13 protein-coding genes and 1 pseudogene are annotated in these 19393 nt (G+C 59.0%); 9 read left to right on the top strand and 5 right to left on the bottom strand.

Annotated elements, in window-relative coordinates:
* The 9 genes and pseudogenes from sdhB to QZ511_RS08580 all read left to right on the top strand — a co-directional run.
* Window positions 1-119: pseudogene (gene sdhB / locus QZ511_RS08620) on the top strand (succinate dehydrogenase iron-sulfur subunit); the annotation flags it as partial.
* Between the two features lie 191 nt (window positions 120-310).
* Entirely contained in the window at window positions 311-3136 is a 2826-nt protein-coding gene (locus QZ511_RS08615) for a 2-oxoglutarate dehydrogenase E1 component (protein ID WP_295801675.1), read from the top strand.
* 71 nt (window positions 3137-3207) lie between these two features.
* Window positions 3208-4413, top strand: coding sequence for a 2-oxoglutarate dehydrogenase complex dihydrolipoyllysine-residue succinyltransferase (odhB, locus tag QZ511_RS08610; protein WP_295801673.1), 1206 nt, complete (start codon window positions 3208-3210; stop codon window positions 4411-4413).
* 60 nt (window positions 4414-4473) lie between these two features.
* Window positions 4474-5916: a dihydrolipoyl dehydrogenase gene (gene lpdA / locus QZ511_RS08605; RefSeq protein WP_295801671.1), complete on the top strand. Its 1443-nt coding sequence runs from the start codon at window positions 4474-4476 to the stop codon at window positions 5914-5916.
* Between the two features lie 156 nt (window positions 5917-6072).
* Window positions 6073-7239, top strand: coding sequence for an ADP-forming succinate--CoA ligase subunit beta (gene sucC / locus QZ511_RS08600; protein WP_295801669.1), 1167 nt, complete (start codon window positions 6073-6075; stop codon window positions 7237-7239).
* A gap of 2 nt (window positions 7240-7241) precedes the next feature.
* The gene (sucD, locus tag QZ511_RS08595) at window positions 7242-8114 is read left to right on the top strand and encodes a succinate--CoA ligase subunit alpha (protein ID WP_295801667.1); all 873 of its coding nucleotides are present in this window, start codon (window positions 7242-7244) and stop codon (window positions 8112-8114) included.
* Between the two features lie 272 nt (window positions 8115-8386).
* Complete coding sequence (locus QZ511_RS08590) at window positions 8387-10564, top strand: glycoside hydrolase family 88 protein (RefSeq protein WP_295801665.1); 2178 nt, start codon at window positions 8387-8389, stop codon at window positions 10562-10564.
* Window positions 10558-10812 carry a hypothetical protein gene (locus QZ511_RS08585; RefSeq protein ID WP_295801663.1) on the top strand — a complete coding sequence of 85 codons (255 nt, stop codon included), beginning with the start codon at window positions 10558-10560 and terminating at the stop codon, window positions 10810-10812. The genes QZ511_RS08590 and QZ511_RS08585 overlap by 7 nt, the downstream gene beginning before the upstream one ends.
* 115 nt (window positions 10813-10927) lie before the next feature.
* Window positions 10928-11614: a hypothetical protein gene (locus QZ511_RS08580; protein ID WP_295801662.1), complete on the top strand. Its 687-nt coding sequence runs from the start codon at window positions 10928-10930 to the stop codon at window positions 11612-11614.
* A gap of 274 nt (window positions 11615-11888) precedes the next feature.
* Here the strand turns inward: QZ511_RS08580 and QZ511_RS08575 are convergent, their stop codons facing one another.
* From QZ511_RS08575 to QZ511_RS08555, 5 genes are all read right to left on the bottom strand, one after another.
* A complete protein-coding gene (locus tag QZ511_RS08575; protein WP_295801660.1) occupies window positions 11889-15665 on the bottom strand; it encodes a S8 family serine peptidase in 3777 nt (1258 codons plus the stop codon).
* 346 nt (window positions 15666-16011) lie between these two features.
* Window positions 16012-16809 (bottom strand): phosphonate ABC transporter, permease protein PhnE, encoded by a 798-nt coding sequence (phnE, locus tag QZ511_RS08570; protein ID WP_295801658.1) that lies wholly within the window; start codon window positions 16807-16809, stop codon window positions 16012-16014.
* Window positions 16806-17654, bottom strand: coding sequence for an ABC transporter permease (locus QZ511_RS08565; protein ID WP_295801657.1), 849 nt, complete (start codon window positions 17652-17654; stop codon window positions 16806-16808). Before QZ511_RS08565 ends, phnE begins: the two co-directional genes overlap by 4 nt.
* 39 nt (window positions 17655-17693) lie before the next feature.
* A complete protein-coding gene (locus QZ511_RS08560) occupies window positions 17694-18503 on the bottom strand; it encodes an ATP-binding cassette domain-containing protein (RefSeq protein ID WP_295801655.1) in 810 nt (269 codons plus the stop codon).
* Window positions 18500-19390 carry a putative selenate ABC transporter substrate-binding protein gene (locus QZ511_RS08555; RefSeq protein ID WP_295801654.1) on the bottom strand — a complete coding sequence of 297 codons (891 nt, stop codon included), beginning with the start codon at window positions 19388-19390 and terminating at the stop codon, window positions 18500-18502. Before QZ511_RS08555 ends, QZ511_RS08560 begins: the two co-directional genes overlap by 4 nt.
* Between the last annotated feature and the right edge of the window lie 3 nt (window positions 19391-19393).

Genomic DNA, 19393 nt, shown 5'->3' with positions numbered 1-19393 from the left:
CCTTCAGCGTATTCCGCTGTCACGGTATCCAGAACTGTGTGAACGTTTGCCCCAAAGGGTTGAACCCCACCCGGGCCATCGGTCATATCCGCAATATGCTGATAACCCGCGCCGTGTAGGGGGACAACCCCCAAGCGGGAACGCGGGTTCCCATCAAAAATAATCACAATTAAGCCGATAGCAGCGCAGGTATCAGGCTTATACGAAAAAGGGGAGGTGTCTTTCAGCACCTCCCCTTTTGTGAGTGAAAAGACAGGAAAGAGCGGCGCGAAATTTCAAGGGTGCGCGTCGACAATTGAGGTAGGCATTAATGCACGAAAGCACAATGGAGGAACTCTGGCGTACTTCGCATATCTCTGGTGGCAATGCCGGATATGTGGAGGAGCTGTACGAGACCTATCTGCACGACCCCAGTGGTGTACCGGAAGAATGGCGCAGTTACTTTGACAGCCTGCCGCGGGTAAATGGCGGCGATGTCTCCCATGCCGCCATTCGCCAGCATTTCGAGTTGCTGGCAAAGAACCGTACCCGCCCCCTCGCCGCTCCCGGCGCCGGCTCCGTCAATGTGGAGCACGAGCGCAAACAGATCAAAGTTCTGCAACTGATCAATTCCTACCGCCACCGCGGTCACAAGAAAGCGACCCTGGACCCGCTCGGCATCATGGCCCGCGAGCAGGTACCGGATCTGCAGCTTAACTACCACGGCCTGACCGAGGGCGATTTCGACACCACTTTCCAGACCGGGGACCTGTTCTTTGGCAAAGGGGAAGCGACGCTGCGCGAAATCGTCGAGGGGCTCGAGAACACCTATTGCCGCAACCTGGGTGCAGAGATCATGCACCTGTCCAACCTGGACGAGCAGCAGTGGTTCCAGCAGCGCCTGGAGCGCAGCCAGTCCAAGCCCAACTTTGGTAACGACATCCGCACCGAAATTCTGCAGCGCCTGTCGGCCGCCGAGGGCCTGGAGCGTCACCTGGACTCCAAGTACCCGGGCACCAAGCGCTTTGGCGTCGAGGGCGGCGAGAGCCTGATCCCGCTGATGGATGCACTGATCCGTCGCTCCGGCACCTACTCGGTCAAAGAGATCGTGATCGGCATGGCCCACCGCGGCCGCCTGAATACCCTGGTCAATATCCTGGGTAAAAACCCGGCAGACCTGTTCGAAGAATTCGAGGGCAAGAAAACCCTGGATACTTCCGGCGATGTGAAGTACCACCAGGGCTTCTCCTCCAACGTCATGACTCCCGGTGGCGAAGTGCACCTGGCACTGGCCTTCAACCCGTCGCATCTGGAGATCTGTGCCCCGGTAGTGGTGGGTTCCGTGCGCGCCCGTCAGGACCGTCGCGGCGACAGCACCGGTGAGAAGGTGATGCCGATCAATATCCACGGTGACGCCGCCTTTGCCGGTCAGGGTGTGGTGCAGGAAACCCTGCAGATGTCCCAGACCCGCGGCTACTACACCGGCGGCACCATTCACCTGGTGCTGAACAACCAGGTGGGCTTTACCACCAGCAAGCGCGAAGACGCCCGCTCCACCGAGTACTGTACCGATGTGGCGAAGATGATCGACGCGCCGGTACTGCACGTGAACGGTGACGACCCGGAAGCGGTGGTGCTGGCCGGCCTGCTGGCAGTGGACTACCGCTACGAGTTCAAGAAAGACATCGTGATCGACCTGGTGTGTTACCGCCGTCGCGGCCACAACGAGACCGATGATCCGTCCGGCACCCAGCCGCTGATGTACCAGACCATCCGCAAGCACAAGACCACCCGTACCCTGTACGCGGAAAGGCTGGTCGCCGAAGGTGTGCTGGACAAGGCTGCTGCCGACAAGCTGGCCAACGATTACCGCGACAAACTCGACCGCGGCGAAGACGTGGCCACCGGTCTGGTGAAAGAGCCGGACGAATCCATGTTCGTCGACTGGCGTCCCTACCTGAATCACGAGTGGACCGTGGAAGGTGACACCAGCTTCCCGATGCAGAAGCTGAAAGACGTGGCCACCCGCATGACCACGGTGCCCGACGGTGTCGTGATGCAGCGCCAGGTCTCCAAAATTTACGAAGACCGCCGCAAGATGGCCGGTGGCGCACTGCCGCTGAACTGGGGCATGGCGGAAACCCTGGCCTACGGTACGCTGCTGGAAGAGGGCTACATGGTCCGCTTCACCGGTGAAGACGTTGGTCGCGGTACCTTCTCCCACCGCCACGCGGTGGTCCACAGCCAGAAAGACGGCCAGAGCTACGTACCGCTGCAGCACATGTACGAAGGTCAGCCGCGTTTCGATATTTACGACTCGCTGCTGTCCGAGGAAGCGGTGCTGGCGTTTGAATACGGCTACGCCACTACCACCCCGAAATCCCTGGTGGTGTGGGAAGCGCAGTTCGGCGACTTCGCCAACGGCGCGCAGGTGGTGATCGACCAGTTCATCACTTCCGGTGAGCACAAGTGGGGTCGTATGTGCGGCCTGGTGATGTTGCTGCCGCACGGCTATGAAGGGCAGGGGCCGGAGCACTCCTCCGCACGCCTCGAGCGTTTCATGCAGCTGTGCGCCGAGCACAATATCCAGGTGTGTAACGCCACCACCCCGGCACAGATCTTCCACCTGCTGCGCCGTCAGGCCGTGCGCCCGATGCGTCGCCCGCTGGTGATCATGAGCCCGAAGTGGATCCTGCGTCACAAGCTGGCCACCTCCAGTCTGGACGAACTGGCCAATGGCAAGTTCCACAACGTCATCCAGGACGACGCTGTGGATCCCGCCAAGGTGAAGCGACTGGTCGTGTGCTCCGGCAAGGTCTACTACCATCTGCTGGAAGCGCGCATGGAGCGCGAACAGGAAGACGTGGCGCTTGTCCGTCTCGAACAGCTCTATCCGTTCCCGGACGACGAATTCCTGGCTGCGGTTTCCGCATTCAAGAACATCAAGAGCGTCGCCTGGTGTCAGGAAGAGCCGATGAACCAGGGTGCCTGGTACTCCAGCCAGCATCACCTGCGTCGTCTGCTGAACGAGGCACACCCCAAACTGGAGCTGGAATATGTCGGCCGCGCAGCCTCTGCTGCACCGGCGGCGGGCTATATGTCCACGCACCTGGAAGAACAGAATACGTTCATCAATGAGGCGCTGACTGTCAAATAAGGCAGCAGTACAACGAAGAGCAGGGTGCCGGGAAATCCGGTGCCCAAGAGCAATCTCAGGAAACAGGAACAATGACCATCGAGATTAAAGCGCCAACTTTCCCGGAATCCGTTCAGGACGGCACCGTTGCCACCTGGCACAAGCAACCGGGTGAAGCCGTGTCCCGCGATGAACTGATCGTGGATATTGAAACCGACAAAGTCGTACTGGAAGTTGTAGCTCCGGCAGACGGTGCCCTCACTGAAATCATCAAAGGCGAGGGCGACACCGTTCTCTCCAACGAAGTTATCGCCAAGTTTGAAGAAGGTGCCGGCGGCAGTGCCGAAGCATCTGGTGGTGAAGCAGCCAAAGCCGAAGAAAAATCCGAAGCGCCGGCCGCAGCTGCTGGCGGCGAGAAAATCGCCATGCCGTCCGCCAAGAAAATGGCGGCGGAAAAAGGCGTGGACCTCGGCGGTGTTGAAGGCACCGGCAAAGGCGGACGCGTACTGAAAGAAGACGTGATGAAAGCTGGCTCTGCTCCGGCTGCCGCGGCGGCGCCGGGTGCTGCGGCCGAAGTGGCCGTGGCCGCGGGCGAGCGCGTAGAGAAGCGCGTACCCATGACCCGTATGCGCAAGCGTATTGCCGAGCGCCTGCTGGATGCTTCCCAGTCCACCGCCATGCTCACTACCTTCAACGAAGTGAACATGAAGCCGATCATGGATCTGCGCAAGAGCTACAAGGACCTGTTCGAGAAGAAGCACAACGGCACCCGCCTGGGCTTTATGGGCTTCTTCGTCAAAGCGGCGACCGAAGCGCTGAAGCGTTACACCGCGGTAAATGCTTCCATCGACGGTAACGACATCGTGTATCACGGTTACCAGGACATCGGTGTAGCGGTTTCCTCCCCGAAAGGTCTGGTGGTTCCGGTACTGCGCAATGCCGAGCATATGGGCCTGGCGGATATCGAGAACAACATCCGCGACATGGGCGTACGCGCCCGCGACGGCAAGCTGACCATTGAGGAAATGACCGGCGGTACCTTCACCATCACCAACGGTGGTGTATTTGGTTCCCTGCTGTCCACGCCGATCCTGAACCCGCCGCAGACCGCGATCCTGGGTATGCACAAAATCCAGGAACGCCCGATGGCGGTAGACGGCAAGGTGGAAATCCTGCCGATGATGTATCTGGCCCTGTCTTACGATCACCGCCTGATTGACGGCAAGGAAGCGGTTGGCTTCCTGGTTGCGATCAAGGAAATGATCGAAGACCCGGCGCGCATCCTGCTGGAAGTATAAAAATCAGGGGCCGGGATTGGCCCCTTTCGCACACTGAATTCACCAAATTTGGAACAGACCATGTCAGAAAAATTTGACGTAATCGTAATCGGCTCCGGCCCCGGTGGTTATGTGGCCGCAATCCGCGCGGCGCAGCTGGGTCTGAAGACTGCCTGTGTAGAAAAGTGGACCAACAAAGACGGTAAAGTCGTCAACGGTGGCACCTGTCTGAACGTGGGTTGTATTCCGTCCAAGGCGCTGCTGGACAGCTCCTGGAAATTCCATGAAGCGCAAGATTCCCTCGACGTACATGGCATCGATACCGGCAAGGTAAAAATCGATGTGAAGAAAATGATCGAGCGCAAAGACGGCGTGGTCAAGCAGATGTCCGGCGGTGTTGCGGGCCTGTTTATGGCCAACAAGGTGACCTCCATCGAGGGCACCGGCAAGCTGCTGGCTGGCAAGAAGGTTGAGGTAACCGACCGCGACGGCAAGACCACTACTTACGAAGCGGAAAACGTCATCCTGGCGTCCGGCTCCGTACCGGTGAACATTCCGCCGGCTCCGATCGACAACAAGATTATCGTCGACTCCACCGGCGCGCTGGAATTCACTTCCGTACCGAAGCGCCTGGGCGTGATCGGTGCCGGTGTTATCGGCCTGGAGCTGGGCTCTGTATGGAACCGCCTGGGTTCCGATGTTGTGGTACTGGAAGCCCTGGATAACTTCCTGTCCATCATGGACCAGCAGATTGCCAAGGAATCCCAGAAGATCCTGAAGAAGCAGGGCCTGGACATCCGTCTGTCCTGCCGCGTAACCGGCAGCGAAGTGAAGGGCAAGGAAGTTGTCGTCACTTACGAAGACAAAGACGGTAAGGAACACCAGGAAACCTTCGACAAGCTGATCGTGTGTGTGGGCCGTCGTCCGTACACCGAAGGCCTGCTGTCTGAAGATGCCGGTGTGAAGCTGGACGAGCGCGGCTTTATCTACGTCAACGACCTGTGCATGACTTCCGCACCTGGTGTGTGGGCAGTCGGCGACGTGGTGCGCGGCCCGATGCTGGCTCACAAGGCGTCTGAAGAAGGCGTGGTGGTTGCAGAGCGCATCGCCGGCCAGAAGCCGATGATGAACTACGACGTGATTCCGAACGTGATCTACACCCACCCGGAAATCGCCGCAGTTGGCCGTACCGAAGAACAGGTAAAAGCCGACGGCGAGCCCTACAACGTAGGTGTGTTCCCGTTCGTTGCTTCCGGCCGTGCCGTTGCTGCAAACGAAACTGCGGGCATGGTGAAAATCATCGCGCACGCCGAAACCGACCGCGTTCTGGGTGCCCACATTGTTGGCCCGTCTGCCGCGGACCTGGTTCAGCAGGTGGCGATCGCGATGGAATTCGGTTCCAGCGCGGAAGACATCGGCATGACCGTATTCGGCCACCCGACCCTGTCCGAAGCGGTGAAAGAAGCGGCTCTGGCAGCCAACGGTCACGCGATTCACATCGCCAACCGTAAAAAGCGTAAGTAATACGGAGGCGAAAGCCTCCGCAAGAGGCGGGCCCAGAGCCCGCCGATTCATTTCAGAATCCTGGATTTGTAACGATGCAGTTTCAGGATTCTGTCTAAAGGTGCAGAGCAATCTGCAAATTGGTAAACACATTTCAAATGTGAATTGGTATTGACTATGAACTTGCATGAGTATCAGGGCAAACAACTGTTTGCAGCATACGGATTGCCGGTTTCCCAAGGCATTGCAGCGGAAACCCCGGCAGCGGCAGCAGCGGCAGCAGACGAAATCGGCGGCGACAAGTGGGTTGTTAAGGCCCAGGTACACGCTGGTGGCCGCGGTAAAGCGGGCGGCGTAAAGCTGGTGGACTCCAAAGCGGAAATTGAAGAATTTGCGAAGAAGTGGCTGGGTAACAACCTGGTAACTTACCAGACAGACGAAAACGGCCAGCCGGTTTCCCGCATTCTGGTAGAAAGCTGCACCGACATCGACCAGGAACTGTACCTGGGCGCGGTTGTAGACCGTTCTACCCGTCGCATCGTATTCATGGCCTCCACCGAAGGCGGTGTTGAGATTGAAAAAGTTGCGGAAGAAACCCCGGAAAAAATCCTCAAGGCGACCGTTGATCCGCTGGTAGGCGCGCAGCCTTACCAGGCGCGCGAACTGGCGTTCAAGCTGGGCCTGAAAGGCGTCCAGATCAAGCAGTTCACCCAGATCTTCCTGGGTCTGGCCAAGATGTTCGAAGAGAAAGATCTGGCCCTGCTGGAAATCAACCCGCTGGTCATCACCCCGGAAGGCAACCTGCACTGCCTGGACGCCAAGGTAGTGATCGACAGCAACGCGCTGTACCGCCACCCGGACCTGCGTGAAATGCACGACCCGTCTCAGGAAGACGAGCGCGAAGCACACGCAGCCAAGTGGGACCTCAACTACGTAGCCCTCGATGGCAACATCGGCTGCATGGTAAACGGTGCCGGTCTGGCCATGGGTACCATGGACATCGTCAACCTGCACGGCGGCAAGCCGGCCAACTTCCTGGACGTTGGCGGCGGCGCGACCAAAGAGCGTGTGGTTGAAGCATTCAAGATCATCCTGTCCGACGAAAACGTAAAGGCAGTTCTGATCAACATCTTCGGCGGCATCGTACGCTGTGACATGATCGCCGAAGGCGTGATCGGCGCAGTGAAAGAAGTCGGCGTAAAAATTCCGGTTGTTGTTCGCCTGGAAGGTAACAACGCAGAACTGGGTGCCAAGGTTCTGAGCGACAGCGGCCTGAACATCATCGCTGCCACCAGCCTGACCGACGCGGCAGAGCAAGTGGTTAAAGCTGCGGAGGGTAAATAATCATGTCAGTACTGATTAACAAAGACACCAAAGTAATCTGCCAGGGCTTCACCGGCTCCCAGGGTACTTTCCACTCCGAGCAGGCGATCGAGTACGGTACAAAAATGGTCGGCGGTGTAACCCCGGGCAAAGGCGGCCAGACTCACCTGGGCCTGCCGGTATTCGATACCGTGAAAGAAGCCGTAGAAGCGACTGGTGCAGAAGCTTCCGTAATCTACGTTCCGGCGCCTTTCTGTAAGGACTCCATCCTGGAAGCGGCCAACGGCGGCATCAAGCTGATCGTGTGCATCACCGAAGGCATTCCCACCATGGACATGCTGGATGCCAAGGTTAAGTGCGACGAGCTGGGCGTGCGCCTGATCGGCCCGAACTGCCCGGGCGTGATCACTCCGGGTGAGTGCAAAATCGGCATCATGCCGGGCCACATCCACAAGCCGGGCAAAGTGGGCATCGTTTCCCGCTCCGGTACCCTGACCTACGAAGCGGTCAAGCAGACTACCGACCACGGCTTCGGCCAGTCCACCTGTGTGGGCATCGGTGGCGACCCCATCCCGGGCTCCAACTTCATCGACATCCTGGAAATGTTCCAGAATGACCCGCAGACCGAAGCGATCGTCATGATCGGTGAGATCGGCGGTACCGCGGAAGAAGAAGCGGCTGCTTACATCAAGGAAAACGTCACCAAGCCGGTGGTTTCCTACATCGCTGGTGTAACTGCTCCTCCCGGAAAGCGCATGGGCCACGCCGGTGCGATCATCTCCGGTGGTAAAGGCACCGCAGACGAGAAGTTTGCTGCGCTGGAAGACGCCGGTGTGAAAACCGTCCGCTCCCTGGCGGAAATCGGTAACGCACTGAAGGAAGTAACCGGCTGGTAAGATAACCGGTACTTTCTCGAGAAAAGCGGGCCTCTTGCGAGGCCCGCTTTTTTTATGCGCGGAATTTCTGTATTCGGGGCGCTTCGGTACGGGCAGCGGGAGTCGGGGAAGCTAGGGCTGAGAGGTCAACCCGCTTTACCCGTGGGAAAAGGATGAGTAGTATAATAATACAAATAATTTTAAGAACGCCTTTCCGATTCAGGTCACAACTTTACATCGCCCAGTCACGGGCGGCTTCTGGGTGGGAAAGGTAAGCGGCCGAGAGAAAGACTATGAATAATATCGCGCGATTTCTGATCGCAAGCGTCGTTGTGCTGTTGTGGGGCTGTGGCTCTGATACCGGGACCCCCGCAAAAGCTGATGCCCCCATTACTCCCGACTCCGTCAAGGCGCTGACCAAAAAGGTTGCTGACTGGCAGATTGAGACCTTCGACGAAGAAGGCAAGTATCGCGCGTTGCCTACCGTTCCACCGGACTGGATGAACCGGGAACAGTACCACGACCTGGAGTGGCATCACGGCGCGCTCTATGCGGGTATGAACCAGTGGCGAAAGATCGCAGACGACCCGAAATACACGGAATGGCTGCGTGACATCGGCGAGCGCAATCACTGGAAGCTGCATCAGCGCCCCTATCATGCCGATGATCACACCGTCGGACAGTTCTATCTTTCCTTCTATGAAGACTTCAATGATCCGGCAATGCTGAACCCGGTGCGGGAGCAATTCGACTGGATTCTGCAAAACCCGAAAACCGGCACTCTGGACTGGGAAGCGGAAAACACCCACGCCCACGACCGCTGGGGATGGTGCGATGCGCTGTTTATGGCACCGCCAGTCTGGGCCCGCCTGGCAAAAGTGACCGGCGACCAGAAGTATCTCGAGTTCATGGATCGGGAGTATCGCGCTACCTACGACCTGTTGTGGAGCGAAAAAGACCACCTGTTCTGGCGGGACTCCAGCTACTTCACCAAGAGTGAAAAGAATGGCGAAGATATTTTCTGGGCGCGCGGCAACGGCTGGGTGTTTGGTGGACTGGCACTGATGATTCCCGATCTCCCGGCGACCTGGGAGCATCGGGATTTCTACCTGGACCTGTACAAGAAAATGGCGAAACGGCTGCGCTCGATCCAGCGTGAAGATGGCACCTGGTCTATGGGACTGCTGGGTGGCGTCGAGGGCTATCCCATCAAGGAGACCAGCGGTACGGCCTTTTACACTTTTGGTTTGGCCTGGGGTATCAACCAGGGGATTCTGGATCGCGAGACCTACGAGCCTACGGTCATGCGCGCCTGGCAGGCGCTGGCCGAGTCCGTGACCGACGAAGGGCTGCTGGGCTATGTACAGCCGGTGGGCGCGGCACCGGGAGATTCTTTCCCGGACTATACCGAGGTCTACGGTGTGGGCGCCTTCCTCGCCGCCGGCAGTGAGCTCTACAAAATGCTGCAGGCAGAGCAGGATATCGCAGTTGCTCCCCGGGCTTCCCCGGTAAAGGTGGAAACCTTTATGCACAACGGCGGCTGGTGCTGGTTCCAGGACCCGCGGGCGATCGTGCACGATGGCAAGCTGGTTATCGGAGGCGTTGCCGGTAATGGTGGTGGCGAGGCCGTGGTCGGTGTATACGACCTGAAGCGGAAAATCCGCCTGGGTCGGAGCGTGCTCCATCAAGGCTTTGATAAAGACGACCACAATGCACCGGTTTTCTATCCCCGCCGGGATGGCAGCCTGCTCACGGTTTATGCCCGCCATAGTATCGAGAACAAGCATTACACTCGGATTTCGGACAGTGAGGATTACCTGTCCTGGGGGGAAGAGAAAACCATCGAGGCCGGTGATCCGGCCACGTATATGAATCTATTCCGCCTCGGTGATGAAGATACCCTGTATAACTTTTACCGCGGAATCCAGTGGAACCCGACCTTTGTCACCTCCGGTGACGACGGCAATACGTGGGGCGAAGCCAGGCACTTTATCCAGAACGAGGTGGCGGGGGTCCAGCGTCCCTATGCGCGTTATGCCGGCAATGGTGCGGACACCGTGGGCGTCTCGTTTACCGATGCCCATCCCAGGGATTTTGGCAACAGCATCTACTACGCCGAATTCAGGAACGGCAGCTTTTACCGGGCGGACGGCACCTTTATCAAGAACCTGGAAGACGACGGCCCCCTCAAGCCCTCTGAAGCCGAGAAAATCTTTCAGGGCGGTGGCGGTGCCTTTCGTCACCTGGACCTGAGCGCGAACAATAGTGCCTGGACCAGCGATATCGCTTTCGACGACCAGGGACATCCGCATATTGCCTATACGCTTTACTTGAGTAATACCGACCAGCGTTACCGGCTTGCTTCATGGGATGGCAAGGAATGGCATGACCGGGAAATTGCCTTTACGAGCGTGAAGCCAGCTATACCGGCCTGGTCTCGCTGGATCCGGAAGACCCCGGGCGCGTGGTGATTTCCGCGGACGTGAATCCCTCTACCGGAGAAGCGCTCGGTGGCAAGCACCAGGTATTCCGTGCGCACGTCAGCGCTGCAGATAGCACCGATACCATACAATGGCAGCAGCTCAGCAACGACCCGGCACGCCACAACATAAGACCGTTGTTCGCATCTGGAGATGAGCACAGTGCAATCCTGTGGCTGCGGGGAACTTACAACACCTACACCGATTACTATATGGACGTGGTTGGGATCCTGAACTGAAGCGCTCGCTTCACCCTTCCCCCAAACTGACATTGGCTGGACAGCAGTGGAGCGGTGAAGCATCGTAATTTTGTCTGCTGATTAGTAAGACGTTATGGCCTAAAAGGAATAGGGTATGTATAGATTGATTTTGGTAGCCCTGGCGTTAACGGGATGTTCCATGCAAAGTGGCAAGCCGATTGCTGATAATGATCACAATCTTCTTGACCGGGTCGCGGTTGTTTCCACTTTGGGCGACAACCTGTATTGCTCATTTGTAGGACTCACTGTTTTCAATAATAAAAGTAATACTTATGAGCTTGGCGCAGATTTTAATCAGAACCTTTCTTCCAGGATTTCCGAGAAACTTAACTCGAGAGGGATGGATGTAACACCTCTATCAAGAGACGTCATAAGTTTTATTGATGATGATATTGGGGCCCGGGATTGGAGCAACATTAAATTTGAGGGTTTCCCGGCAATAGCCAGTGATGTGTCAAGCATTGTAATTCTGGATGGCGAGCACAGATATAACTCTACCGGTGGTTACTATGCTCGAAATAATGCACTGAATACATTGGCAACCCTGTATGTCTACGAGGTGTCAACGGGAAGGTTGATTGGGGAGGCCTTTTCTCGCCACTCAACGCTGAAAAGAAGTTTTAGTTGTACGCAGGAATCCATATCAGATTCTGATGAAATGCTTGAGTTGATTGACGAATCCGGCGCGGCGACCCTGGAAGAGGCTTTCGGAACATTATTCATGGCGCAAGATGGTCGCAGGGCATCATTGCAGGCGGCCGCAGACATGCAGGAGGAGTGAGGTGCTGGGTGTCCGTGCTGGTACCCGGCATGGAATAAAACCTACATATGTTCGCACATGGAGACGTGAGTCTCGTAGCTGCGCCTGTTTTACAGGTAAACCTGATGGTTTTGTCTGTCATAGCGAGGCCGAGGTCAGCAGGCGATAGCTTTTCAGGTGTGCTCGGCGATGTTCGGCTTGCTTGACTGAATGTCTGGCGACAGATTTCATAGCCCACAAAAAAACCGCTGGTGCTTTCACACCAGCGGTATCAAGGGACTTCCAACTTTTTTAATTATTTCAGTTTGTAGACACGCATGGTGGTCTGTTCGGTGTGGCTGCCAGAGTTGCTGGACATTTCTACACGCAGGTGAACAAATTCCCCAGCCGCTGCGGCGTTCGGCACAATTGCAACCCACTCGCCTTCGATCTGTTTGATTTCAGCATCAACCCAGTCGTTCGCGGAGAATTTGTCGTTCACGGGGCAGTAGATGTACGCGGATACGTTCTCCAGTGCGCACTCCTGACCGTAGCCGTATTGCAGGGATACGGAAGCCAGGTCCACCTCGCCAATACCATCCATCAGGCCGGCCAGTTTGATTGCCATCGGTTCACCAGCGGGTGCGGTATTGTCGATCGCAACCGGGGTGTCGAGGACGGGAACCAGTACAGGCTGTGCGCCCTGCTGGCTGGCGTTGGTGGTGAAGGTATAGATGCCCTGGTAGAAAGAACCCAGTTCGTCTTTAATCGGTGAGCGTTCGCCTACACCGCGGGGGTAGGAGCGAATTTCCAGTTTAATCTCATCGGAGCCGTTGCCCACGGTGAGCATTCCGCTGTCGAGGTACTGGCTCTGGCCATTTACGGTGATACCGTACGCGCCGACGGTGTTGTAGCCACCGGTACCATCGTGGCCGTTCGCATCACCGAATACGGGAATGCTGAACTGCACCACATTGGTGTTGCGATAGGCGATTGCAGATCCGTTGGACAGCAGGGTGCCGCCGCGGGGGCCTTTGAACCAGGAGGTTTGCTCACCCGCGCCCGGCGTCATCAACCGCGGACCATCGAAGTAGCCACCATTGCTGTTCAGGCGAGAGCTAGGCATCACGATGTTGGTCCAGGCATTTTTGCTGGTGGCGGTGTAGAACTCGTCTCGCTCGACCGGAGTCATGACCATCTGGGGGCTACCGGTGGAGTAAAACTCTCCGGTGCTGTTGGTCATCGCCATCATATCGGTCCACGCCGGATGTCCATCATTTTGCGTGTGGTACTTGGCAGTGATTTTGTACATCTGCTCGTCGTGAATACGCACCAGACCGCCGTCGATATGACCATCGGTAATGTGGTTGATGGAGTAGGCGTAGGGGCTGCGCTCCGCTGCGATACCGGACCAGCTGACCAGGTTGTTACCGGCTTCTACCTCGGCGTGCAGGCGCGCACCCTGGTCGGCGCTCAGCGCAACCACCGGGATCCGCGGGGTACCTGAAATCAGGCCCTTGTAGCGTCCGTGGGTACCCGGGCGATAGGCGATCACGCCAATGGCGCCCTGCTGCATGGCGTTGCCGACCATGTAGGAGGTCAGGTAGTAGGGGTTGGAGATCAGCGCGACCTTGCCTTCGAGGTCAAACTGAGACCAGTCTGTGCTGTAGCCAGCGTCGCCAACAGGCACGATTTCAGCGCTGCCTTCGCCATGGAAGGACAGAGCCTCGCCCTGGTTGACGTATTCGAGGACCTCGCCATTTTCCATGGTCATTACGGTTTCCGGAGCCAGTGCACGGGTAGTGACAAAGGAGCGGAAACGATCGTCATGGCCCTGAGACCAGGCGTAGAAGTTATTGACGTAGTCCGGGGCCAGCTCGATTGCGGCAAGCTTGGCGAACTTGGCGTCGTCCAGTGCATAGGTAAAGCCGAAGGAATAGCCCTGGGGTGCCAGGGGCTGGTCGGCCTTGAACTCCACTTTTTCAGCATTGCGGGCATCAAACTCGATATGAGAGTCACTTGCGACCTTGCGGCGCAGAACCGCCATCTGTGCCGCAGACTCCACCAGGCCGCCGTAGGCGCTGTCGTTATCGTAGGTCATGATGTTGGCGACAATGCTGTACTCGCCTTCCGGTACGGTAACGCTGGCCTCGCCATTGTTGACGCTCACGTAGCGGCCCCAGTCGTCTTCGTCGTTCATCAGGTAGATTTTGGACGGTGAGGTCGCGGGCTTACCGCGGTGGTCGGTGACGCTGAAATTCAGTTCCACACTGGGCTGGTCGATCCAGAAAGAGACCGACACGGTTATGCGCTCGTCGTTGTTGCCGGTAGTGGTGCCTTCGATGCGGCCGGTGATTGCGCCATAGGCGCCACTGTTCAGGCCAACCAGCGGGTCAATCCACAGCGGAACTTCGGCGCTGCCGTGTGCCGGTACGGTGATGGACTTGATACCCAGGCCGGCGAGGGTCGCGGGCACCTGGGTGGAGCCGTCTTCACCGATCAGGTCCAATTTCAGTTTGAAGGTCTTGTCTTCGGCAGACAGGTTTTCCAGGGTTACCGAGGTTTCGGTGAACTCGTACTCCTGGCCGGCACCGAAAAAGCCCAGCTCGATGTTGGGGGCGCCGACTACGGCCTGAACGATGGCCTCGTTGACGTCCATCGGTCCCGCGCCCTGCTCCAGTACATGGGAGTCATTCGGGGTAACGGAGGAAGTCAGAACTTTCTTCAGTTCGCGCGGGCTGAGTTCCGGGCGCGCCTGCTTCAGGATGGCGGCGCCGCCGGAGACGTGCGGAGCCGACATGGAAGTACCGGACAGGGCGGTGTAGCCGGTATCGCCGGATCCACCGGAGGCGGCGGCCACCACGTCAACGCCCTGGGAGGCGATGTCCGGTTTGGGAGAGTGGCCGTCGGGAGACGGACCGCGGGAAGAGAATACTGCAGTCTCGTTGTCGCGATCGATCGCCGCCACGGTCAGCGCGCTCGGCGCACAGCCCGGAGAGCCCACGGTTTCACGGGTGAAACTGTTGCCGGCGGAAATTACGAACAGGGCTTTATCGCTCAGCGCTTCCACCATGTCCACCATCGGGCCGTCACAGGAAGTCGCACTGCCACCCAGGGACATGCTGACGATGTCGGCTCCCTGGTCAACGGCCCACAGCATGCCGTTCAGAATGCCGTAAGTGGAACCGCCACCGGTGTTGCCGAGGACCTTGCCGATCACCAGGTCGGCGCCCGGTGCCATACCGGCCCAGAGTCCACCGGAAATTTCGCCGGTACCGGCAACGGTGGATGCGGTGTGGGTGCCGTGGCCGTTCAGGTCGTCAACACCGTTGCGGGAATAGGTAAAATCTTTGGAAGCAATGACCTGGCCGGCCAGGTCCAGGTGCTCGACGTCGTAACCGGTATCCAGTACCGCGACGGTCACGCCGTCGCCGTCAAAGTTTGCGGCAAATTCGCCGTGGGCGCCGGTCAGCGGCACGGTCGGGGTAAGGGCTGCAGAAGCGGAGACTTCGTGGGCGTGTACCATCGCGTCCAGCCAGACGCCTTCGACGCTGCTGTCAGTGGTCAGCTTCGACCAGAGTTCTGCGGCCTGCGCTTTTTCAATGCCGAAGGCGGCGCTGTCGATGATTTCGATTTCACCGGTCAGAGACATGCCGGCAAGTGCCTGCGGAGTTGCCGCGCCGGCCAGGGTGCCGTCGACATATTCGACGATTACCGGCAGCTTATCGGTAGACTTGTCGTCGTACCCGCCCTGGTAGAGCTTGTTGATGTTGAACAGCTCCATATCGATGGCTTTGGCATCAACCAGCTTTTGCGCTTTCGGCGGCACCACATAGATCTCATTGCCGTACTGGTAAATGCTGGTGACGACTTCGTTGCCGTCTTCGCCAACCAGGCGGACGCCTGCCAGTTCTCCATCTGCCTTGACCACTGCGGTGACCTTGTCACCGGTAATCAGGGTGAAGGTCAGTTCACCTGCAGACGGCTGCTCACTCAGGGTGTCGACCTGGGAAAAGGCCGGGGTTGCGGAAAGGCCCCCTGAAAGCGTGAGGATTGCCGCGGCAATTTTGCTCACTCGGTAAAAGCGCTTCATAAATCTTACCTTTGTCTCTTCTGTTAAATCCCACCAATGACAGTTGAACCTGCTCACCATTTATTTTTCCTTTCCGTGGGGTGGCTCAAAAAGCAGTGGTTGCAGAGGTGTACTGAATTTGACGGTTGCGCGATCAGCACCCTGAGGTGTGTTTTGTCACGGTTTGTCACATCGTGTGACGTGGGTCGGATTTTTTGGTAGACGGTTTTAACTTTTGTGAAAAAAATGAACTTTTTGCCCAATTAATGGCCGCGACCAATGGTCACGTACTCTATTCAGGGATTCGGCGGAACGTGGAAAAAAGGGGGAAGGAGCGAAAGCTGTGCAGGGTCGGCTGGATAGCTGGTCACCGGGCTAAATAGCGCTGCCGCAGCCACAGGCTGAGGCTGTCTACCGCGAAGACCAGCAGCAGCATGGTGAGAATGACGCTGGCTGCCTGCGCCTGCTGGAACAGGCTCAGGTGGATATACAGCATCTGCCCGAGGCCGCCGGCACCGACAAAGCCGAGCACGCTGGACATGCGGATATTGTTTTCCCAGCGGTAAAGCGTATAGGCCAGCCATTGTGGCCAGAGTGTTGGCAGGGTGCCGTAACAGAACGCAGTGATCCGCGAACCACCGGAGCCGCGCAAGGCATCCGCTGGCCCTGTGGGAGTATTTTCCAGTGTTTCGGCAAACAGCCGGCCGAGCACACCGGTGGTGTGCAGGGCCAAGGCCAGGGTGCCGGCATTGGGACCGAGTCCGGCGGCCAGTACCATCAGCGCGGCCCATACCAGTTCGGGAATTGCGCGCAGAATATTGAGTAGCCCGCGCGCGCAGTGTTGCGCAACCCGGCCGAAATAGCCCGCTGCAGGCAGTGACAGGCACACACCGAAGACGGCCGCCAGCAGTGTGCCGATGGCGGACATGCCGAGGGTTTCCAGGGCGGCGTTACCAATGGCCTGCAGGTGCGAGGCGGTCAGGTCCGGTTGCAGGAACTGGACAAAATATTCCCGCATCTGCTGGAGACTGACGGGTTCCATAACTCCCGAAAAATCGAGGGCAAGAAAACGGATCGCGGCCACTACCGCAACCATCAGCGCCAGCAGTATCAGGATGCCGGCAGCGCGCAGTGGAGGCCTTGGTGTTTGCGGCACCCGTTTCATACCAGCCGCTTTCGCAGCAGCCTGCTGAGCTGGTCTGCCAGCAGTACCAGCAGCAGGAACACCAGCAGAATCGTCAGCACTTCATCGCCGGCAAACATGCGCAGGGACAGTTCCAGTTGTTGCCCGAGCCCGCCGGCGCCGACAAAGCCCATGACCACCGAGGCGCGCAGCGCGCACTCCCAGCGGTACACGGTGTAAGACAGCATTTCCGCCGCGGCATTGGGCAGTATCCCGTACAGGAACGCCATCAGTCGCGGCGCGCCGGCTCCCACCAGTGCCCGTGCCGGGCGCTGGTCCACGGACTCGAAAATCTCCATAAATACCTTCCCGAGCATGCCGCTGTAGCTGATGGCGATGGCCAGCACACCGGCGCTGGGACCGAGGCCCACGGCGCGCACCAGCAGCAGTGCCCACACGATCTCCGGCACGCTGCGCAACAGAATCAACAGCGCTCGCAGGGGCCAGCGCAGCAGGCGTCCGGCGAGCGCCGGGCTGCCGTTTTGGTGCAGGGCGGCACGGGACAGGGCGCGGGTGGCCAGGAGTGCGGCCAGCAATGCCACGGGCAGGGCCAGGGCGATCCCGGCGATGGCAATGGCCAGGGTTTCCAGCGTCGAGTGCCACAGCAGTTCCAGAAAGGCCTGGTCGTGTGCCGGTGGCCAGGCGTTCCCGAGCAGGGCGCCCATGGCGCTGCTACTGTCGCTGTCGAACAGCACGCTGAGGTCCAGCTCACTGTAGTGCAGACCGGGCCACAACAGCAGGAGGAACGTCAGCGCGAGCAGCAGGCGCGGCGCTGCCGCCGGGTCGCGCTGGCGGAACTGTGCCGTTTGCGCGTTTGTGGAAGACATGTCGTGCGAAGTGTTTGGCGGCATCGGCAATCGCCCCGCTCAGCAGCAGCGGTTGGCTGGCGGCTGCGGCAGTGGCGACTGCTGCGGGGCCAACAACTGTTCGTTGGCGTACAGCAGTTCCAGCTCCCCCTCGCCAATTTCGGCGGCGGCCCTGTCGAACAGGATGCGGCCTCGGCGCAGTCCGATCACCCGCGGAAAGTGCCGCAGGGCCAGTTCCAGGTTGTGCAGGCTTACCACCAGGGTGGCGCTGCGCTGCTGCGCCTCGCGATTCAGCAATGCCAGGGTGTGTTCTGCCAGCACCGGGTCCATCGCCGAGACCGGTTCGTCGGCGAGGATCAGTTCCGGTTGCTGGTACAGGGTGCGGGCGATGGCCGCGCGCTGCAGTTGACCGCCGGATAGCTGGTCGCAGCGATCAAAAATTTTATCCGCCAGGTCCAGCCGACCCAGCACCAGGTGGATACCGGCAACATCCAGCGGATAGATCAGGTTGAGCAGGCTTTTGCACCGGGACCACTGTCCCGCGCGCCCGGCCGCGACCGCGGTAACCACACGCTGGCGGGGCGGCAGTGGCGGGGCCTGCTGGATCAGGCCGATACGCGCACGCAGCTTCTGCAGTGAGCCGCCGCCCAGCGCCCACGGCTGCTGTTGCAGGAGCTCCACGGTGCCGCTGTCCGGGCGCTGCGCAGTGGCGAGCAGGCGCAGCAGGGTGCTTTTGCCGGCACCGGAAGGTCCGATAATCGCCACCCGCTCGCCGCCGGCGATTTCCAGGTTGATTTCAGCGAGGGCCTGTACCGGTGACGCGCAAGCAGCGCTGTGCGTTACCTGTACACGGCGCAGGGCGATGCTCACTTCAGCAGGCCCACGGAGCGTGCGGCGTCCTCGATGGAGCGGTAGTTTTCCGGCGAGGTTTCAATAAAGCGCTCTGCCGCCTGCAGGTCGAGGATCGCCTTGTGTGCCGGGTTTGCCGGATCCAGCGAAAGGAATGCCTGCTGGATTTTTGTCAGCAGTGCCGGGTCCAGGTCGCCGCGCGCGGTCCAGTTGTAGTCGAAGTAGGGCGGGGTGGTGGCGAGCACGCGTACCTTGTCGGTGTCCACCCTGCCGGCGGCCACCAGCTTGTCCCACACCGAGGCATTCAGCACTCCGGCGTCCGCCTTGCCCGCCTGCACCCAGGCAGCGGTGGCATCGTGAGCCCCGGAGTAGGCAACCCGGCTGAAGAAGGTTTCCGGTTTGATGCCCTCCTTGGCCATAAAGTAGCGCGGCATCAGGCTGCCGGAGGTGGAGGAAATGGAGCCAAACACAAAGCGCTTGCCCTCGAGATCCCGCAGGGATTTTACACTCGGGTCGGCGGTGATGAATTTGCTGGTGAAGCGGCGGTCCTGTTCCCGCTGCACCAGCGGAATCGCATTGCCGGTTTTCAGGCGCGCCTGCACGAAGGTAAAGCCGCCGAGCCACGCCAGGTCCACGCGCTCCGCCGCCAGGCCTTCCACCACCGCGGCGTAATCGGTCACCGGGATAAACTGCACCGGCATCCCCAGCTGCCGTTCCAGGTATTGGCCCAGGGGCTTGAACTTGCGCAATAGTTCGGTGGGTGCCTCGTCGGGGATGGCGGAAACCCGCAGTACTTTGGGGGTAGATTTGGCGGAAGCGCCAGGGTTATCGGCAACGGCGATAACACTGGTCAGAAAAACAAATGGCAGCAGACACAGGGCGGCAAGCGCCTTTGCGTATTTGAGCATGCG

The sequence above is a fragment of the uncultured Microbulbifer sp. genome (assembly GCF_913055755.1).
GTDB lineage: Bacteria > Pseudomonadota > Gammaproteobacteria > Pseudomonadales > Cellvibrionaceae > Microbulbifer.
Note: the sequence above shows the minus strand (reverse complement) of the source record. Positions and strands in the feature narration are given on the sequence as shown.

What these genes read in the sequence shown, in the direction of transcription:
- QZ511_RS08615 (WP_295801675.1), top strand. Translation starts at nt 311, where the DNA reads ATGCACGAAAGCACAATGGAGGAACTCTGGCGTACTTCGCATATCTCT.
- odhB (WP_295801673.1), top strand. Translation starts at nt 3,208, where the DNA reads ATGACCATCGAGATTAAAGCGCCAACTTTCCCGGAATCCGTTCAGGAC.
- lpdA (WP_295801671.1), top strand. Translation starts at nt 4,474, where the DNA reads ATGTCAGAAAAATTTGACGTAATCGTAATCGGCTCCGGCCCCGGTGGT.
- sucC (WP_295801669.1), top strand. Translation starts at nt 6,073, where the DNA reads ATGAACTTGCATGAGTATCAGGGCAAACAACTGTTTGCAGCATACGGA.
- sucD (WP_295801667.1), top strand. Translation starts at nt 7,242, where the DNA reads ATGTCAGTACTGATTAACAAAGACACCAAAGTAATCTGCCAGGGCTTC.
- QZ511_RS08590 (WP_295801665.1), top strand. Translation starts at nt 8,387, where the DNA reads ATGAATAATATCGCGCGATTTCTGATCGCAAGCGTCGTTGTGCTGTTG.
- QZ511_RS08580 (WP_295801662.1), top strand. Translation starts at nt 10,928, where the DNA reads ATGTATAGATTGATTTTGGTAGCCCTGGCGTTAACGGGATGTTCCATG.
- QZ511_RS08575 (WP_295801660.1), bottom strand. Translation starts at nt 15,665, where the DNA reads ATGAAGCGCTTTTACCGAGTGAGCAAAATTGCCGCGGCAATCCTCACG.
- phnE (WP_295801658.1), bottom strand. Translation starts at nt 16,809, where the DNA reads ATGAAACGGGTGCCGCAAACACCAAGGCCTCCACTGCGCGCTGCCGGC.
- QZ511_RS08565 (WP_295801657.1), bottom strand. Translation starts at nt 17,654, where the DNA reads ATGTCTTCCACAAACGCGCAAACGGCACAGTTCCGCCAGCGCGACCCG.
- QZ511_RS08555 (WP_295801654.1), bottom strand. Translation starts at nt 19,390, where the DNA reads ATGCTCAAATACGCAAAGGCGCTTGCCGCCCTGTGTCTGCTGCCATTT.